Genomic DNA, 4,870 nt, shown 5'->3' with positions numbered 1-4,870 from the left:
AAGCTTCTTCGGCTGCTTAATATGTGTATAAGAGACATACGATGGTTCTCCGGCTACACCCGTCTGCTGATCGAACGGCCTATTGTCATTTCTACCGCTGAAACCCGACGGCCGGACCGTGTTGTCTGGACAGCCGACGGCCATATCGACATCATTGACTTCAAAAGCGGCTCACAGCCTGCAAAAAAATATCGCCGACAGCTTGTCGAATATGTCACCCTGCTCTCCGGACTCGGCTACCGCAAGCTGCGGGCCTATCTCTATTATCTTGACAGCGGAGAGATCATCGAAATTCCTGTCTAAAGCAACAAAGCGCTTGATATTTTTACATAATCCGAGCGCAAAAGTGATATTTTCATAGTAAAACATCCATTTTTCTTGCTTTTTATTTGGTGGTTCTTCAAAGAATTCATACTTTTGTGGCATAAAATTAACAACGATTCTTCAAAATAAGACATGAAGCGATTTTACGCATACTCCTATTTTTATTATTTTTATTTTGACAAAAAATAAGAACGGGATTTGCATGTGTGAATTTTTGCATCAGACGAATTTATTATAATATCGAATTTTGATCCCGTTCTCCAGTGTGAAAACGGGATTTTTTAATTAGCAGACATTGACAATGAAAAAGGTCACGATACAGGGAGTAGCCGGTTGCTATCACGATGCCGCCGCCCATCTCTATTTTAACGGAGAAGAAATTCAGACTGTGGCTTGTGAGACATTCCCGGCGATGTTCGAGACTCTGGCCAACGATGCCTCCCTCTTCGGCATCATGGCGATCGAAAACACCATTGCAGGAAGCCTCCTTCAAAACCACGAGCTTCTGCGCCAGAGCAACCTCTCGATCATCGGAGAGCTGAAACTCCGCATTTCCCATGTGCTTGCCTCTCTGCCGGGCCAGACCATCGACGAACTTTCAGAAGTCAATTCCCACCCGATGGCCCTCATGCAGTGCGAACAGTTTCTGCGACGTCATCCCAATCTGAAAATCGTGGAGCGGCTCGACACAGCCGGTAGCGCCAAAGAAATCTCCGAAGGCAATCTGACAGGCCATGCAGCCGTCTGCGGCGAATACGCGGCCAATCTCTACGGGCTCAACATCCTTGAACGCGGAATCGAGACAAACAAGCGCAACTTCACCCGCTTCCTGATTCTGGCCGACCCGCTCCTCGCCTCTGAATACGGTCCTGATGAACGCGACATAAACAAAGCCTCGATCGTCTTCACCACCCCCCACACCCAGGGCGCTCTCTCGAAAATACTGACTATACTCTCATTTTTTGACATAAATCTCTCCAAAATACAGTCAATGCCCATCATCGGACGCGAATGGGAATATCGGTTCTACGTTGATTTCACTTTTGACAGCCTTGTCCGCTATCACCAGGCTATGGAAGCCGTCAGACCACTGATCAAAGACCTGAAAGTGCTCGGAGAATACGCCGAAGCTCAGATCACCCACTAAGCGACCAACCTCTCAAAGATCTAACAATCCCCCCTATTATTGATACAACGATGGAAATCAGACCTTCTCAAAGAGTTGAAAACATAAAGGAATACTATTTCTCCACAAAGCTCAAGGAAGTGGCAGCCATGAAAGCCGCCGGACACGATGTCATTTCGCTCGGCATCGGTGGCCCTGACCGTCCGCCCCACAAAGATGTCATCGATACCATGACAGCAGCTTTGGCCGAACCCGGCAATCACGGCTACCAGCCCCACGTGGGCCTTCCGGAACTTCGCCAGGCATTCTCCGACTGGTATGGGAAATGGTACGGCGTTGAGCTTGACCCCAAATCGGAAATACAGCCTCTCATCGGATCCAAAGAAGCCGTCACCCACATCTCTCTCGCGTTTCTGAATCCCGGCGACGGTGTGCTTGTGCCAAATCCCGGCTATCCAACCTATTCCTCAATAAGCCGACTGGTCGGCGCCGAGATCTTCAATTACGATCTGACCGAGGAAAGCGGATGGCAACCTGACTTTGACGCGCTTGAAAAACTCCCGCTCGAACGCATAAAGCTCATGTGGCTCAACTATCCCCACATGCCGACAGGAGCCGCTGCCAAGATGGAGACTTTTGAAAAAGCGATCGCTTTCGGCAAGAAACACGGCATTGTGATCGTCAACGACAACCCCTACTCCTTCATTCTCAACGACTGCCCGATGAGCATTCTCCAGATTCCTGGAGCCAAAGAAATCGCCATCGAGATGAACTCTCTGAGCAAGAGCCACAACATGCCCGGATGGCGTGTCGGGATGGCGGCTTCGAATCCGACATTCATATCATGGATACTGAAAGTGAAGAGCAACATTGACTCCGGACAGTTCAAACCGCTGATGCTCGCAGCCGCAAAAGCCCTTGAAGCCGACAAAAGCTGGTATGACGAAGTCAACGCTCTCTACGGATCGCGCCGCAAAGTGGCAGAGGAGATCATGACCGCCCTCGGATGCTCTTTCGATCCAACTCAAAGAGGACTCTTCCTCTGGGGACGCATCGACGACCCGGCAGTCTCGTCAGAAGCATTGGCCGACCGTCTGCTCCACGATGCCAAAGTCTTCCTCACCCCCGGTTTCATATTCGGATCAAACGGCAACCGCTATATCCGCATCTCGCTCTGCGCGACAGAAGAAAGAATGAAAGAAGCTCTTCAGCGCATCCGCGATCTTGAAAACAGATAAACAGAATAATTCAAACACTTACCCCTCATATATACCCCATAGCCACATGGAAAATATCCAACCGCTCGCAATTGACGGAGTTGAACTCTCCAAACCGATCATAATCTCAGGCCCGTGCAGCGCCGAGACAGAAGAACAGGTACTCGAAACAGCCTCCCAGCTCGCCCGCAAAGGCGTGAAAATCTATCGTGCCGGCATCTGGAAACCCCGCACCAAACCCGGCGGATTCGAAGGCGTAGGCGTCCCCGGACTTGCATGGCTCAACAAAGCGCGTCAGGAAACCGGAATGAAGATCTCGACCGAAGTCGCCAACCGCAGCCATGTCGAAGCCGCCCTCGAATATGACCTTGACCTCCTTTGGATCGGCGCCAGAACTTCGGCCAATCCCTTTGCCATGCAGGAGATCGCCGACGTGTTGCGCGAAAGCGGCCGTGACATCCCCGTACTGGTCAAAAATCCCGTCAACCCGGACCTTGAACTCTGGATCGGCGCCCTTGAACGTCTCTACAACGCGGGCATCACCCGCCTCGGTGTGATCCACCGCGGCTTCTCGACCTACGGCGAACACATCTACCGCAACCATCCGCAGTGGCGCATCCCCCTTGAACTCCGCATCCGCTACCCGCAGCTCCCCATCATCTGCGATCCGAGCCACATCGGCGGCAAACGCGAACTGATCGCCTCACTCTCTCAGCAGGCTCTTGACATGGGCTTCGACGGTCTGATCATTGAAAGCCACTGCAACCCCGACTGCGCATGGAGCGACAAGAACCAACAGATCACTCCCGAAGTACTCAGCGTGATTCTCGACAACCTCGTCTACCGCGACGCTCCGGCACCCGCCGAAAGCCTTGTGCAACTCCGCCGCCAGATCGACCAGCTTGACAACGAACTTCTCGAAGTGCTGGCAAAGCGAATGAACATCTCACGCGAAATTGGCGCCTACAAACGCGACCACAACATGCCGGTCGTACAGCCCAACCGCTACGGCGACATCATGAACACCCGCATCCTTGCCGCCAAGTCAATGGGCATCGGCGAAGACTTCATGCGCTCCATCCTCTCGGCCATCCATGAAGAGTCAGTGCGCCTCCAGGTCGAGATCAACAAATAAACGACTTGTCACAAAGTCCGGAATAACCCCATCCACACCACCACTGCATCATGAAAATTCTGATTCTCGGAGCCGGAAAAATGGGCAGTTTCTTCTGCGACCTGCTATCGTTCGACCACGACGTAGCAGTCTATGACCCTGACCCGAAACGTCTGCGCTTCACCTTCAACGCCCAGCGGTTCAAAGACCTCGAAGAGATCCGCGAATTCGATCCTCAGCTTGTCATCAACGCATCCACCGTCAAATATACCCTCGATGCCTTCAAGGCCGTGCTGCCCTATCTGTCGAAATCGTGCATAATCAGCGACATCGCCTCCGTAAAGACCGGCCTGCCTGAATTTTACGCCGAATGCGGTCATCCCTTCGTCAGCACCCACCCGATGTTTGGACCCACATTCGCCTCACTCAGCAATCTGAGCAACGAAAACGCCATCATCATCAGCGAGGGCGACCATCTCGGCAAAATCTTCTTCCGCGACATCTACACACGCCTGCATCTCAATATCGTTGAATATACATTCAAGGAGCATGACGAAACCATAGCCTACTCGCTCTCCATTCCCTTTGCCGCCACACTGGCATTTGCAGGAGTGATGAAGCATCAGGAAGCGCCGGGTACAACCTTCAAGCGCCACATGCAGATCGCGCGCGGACTCATGTCGGAAGACGACTATCTTGTCAGCGAAATCCTCTTCAATCCCAACACCCCCGAACAGCTGATGAAGATCCAGTCTCAGATGTCCGAACTCCTCGACATCATCCAGCGCCACGACAGCGAAGCAATGAAAGCCTACCTCGCCCGCGTCCGCCAGAACGTAGACTAATCGTCGTCGAAACAGATCAATACTCACTCCTATACCCAAATGCACATTCAACAGCAAACGCCTGTTGAATGTGCATTTAGTTTTAATCATCTATAACAGCTATACTGTTATAAGTTATTCTTATTTTTTAGTATAACGTGAGTTCGATATAAGCAATAGACCATTCACCAATCGAGTAGGAGGTAAACACTAATCATAGGGTGTTTATCTCCTACTTTCGCGTTTACCGACCTCTCACACCACC

At 51.6% G+C, this 4,870-nt stretch carries 5 protein-coding genes; all 5 read left to right on the top strand.

The window, feature by feature from the left end:
* Positions 1 to 303, top strand: a 303-nt coding sequence (locus K2H17_RS00115; RefSeq protein ID WP_300130011.1) for a PD-(D/E)XK nuclease family protein, incomplete at its 5' end; no start/stop codon positions are given.
* A 322-nt stretch (positions 304 to 625) separates the two neighbouring features.
* Positions 626 to 1,471 carry a prephenate dehydratase gene (locus tag K2H17_RS00110; protein ID WP_300130009.1) on the top strand — a complete coding sequence of 282 codons (846 nt, stop codon included), beginning with the start codon at positions 626 to 628 and terminating at the stop codon, positions 1,469 to 1,471.
* Positions 1,472 to 1,521: 50 nt separating this feature from the next.
* The gene (locus K2H17_RS00105; protein ID WP_300130008.1) at positions 1,522 to 2,688 is read left to right on the top strand and encodes an aminotransferase class I/II-fold pyridoxal phosphate-dependent enzyme; all 1,167 of its coding nucleotides are present in this window, start codon (positions 1,522 to 1,524) and stop codon (positions 2,686 to 2,688) included.
* Positions 2,689 to 2,734: 46 nt separating this feature from the next.
* Positions 2,735 to 3,802: a bifunctional 3-deoxy-7-phosphoheptulonate synthase/chorismate mutase type II gene (locus K2H17_RS00100; RefSeq protein WP_300130007.1), complete on the top strand. Its 1,068-nt coding sequence runs from the start codon at positions 2,735 to 2,737 to the stop codon at positions 3,800 to 3,802.
* A gap of 50 nt (positions 3,803 to 3,852) precedes the next feature.
* Positions 3,853 to 4,626 carry a prephenate dehydrogenase/arogenate dehydrogenase family protein gene (locus K2H17_RS00095; protein WP_300130005.1) on the top strand — a complete coding sequence of 258 codons (774 nt, stop codon included), beginning with the start codon at positions 3,853 to 3,855 and terminating at the stop codon, positions 4,624 to 4,626.
* Positions 4,627 to 4,870 lie beyond the last annotated feature (244 nt).

Origin of the sequence: Duncaniella sp., assembly GCF_029054785.1 — a bacterium.
In the GTDB taxonomy this organism is placed as follows: Bacteria; Bacteroidota; Bacteroidia; order Bacteroidales; family Muribaculaceae; genus Duncaniella.
The sequence above is the reverse complement of the archived record's forward strand: the minus strand, read 5'-3'. Positions and strand labels throughout refer to the sequence as shown.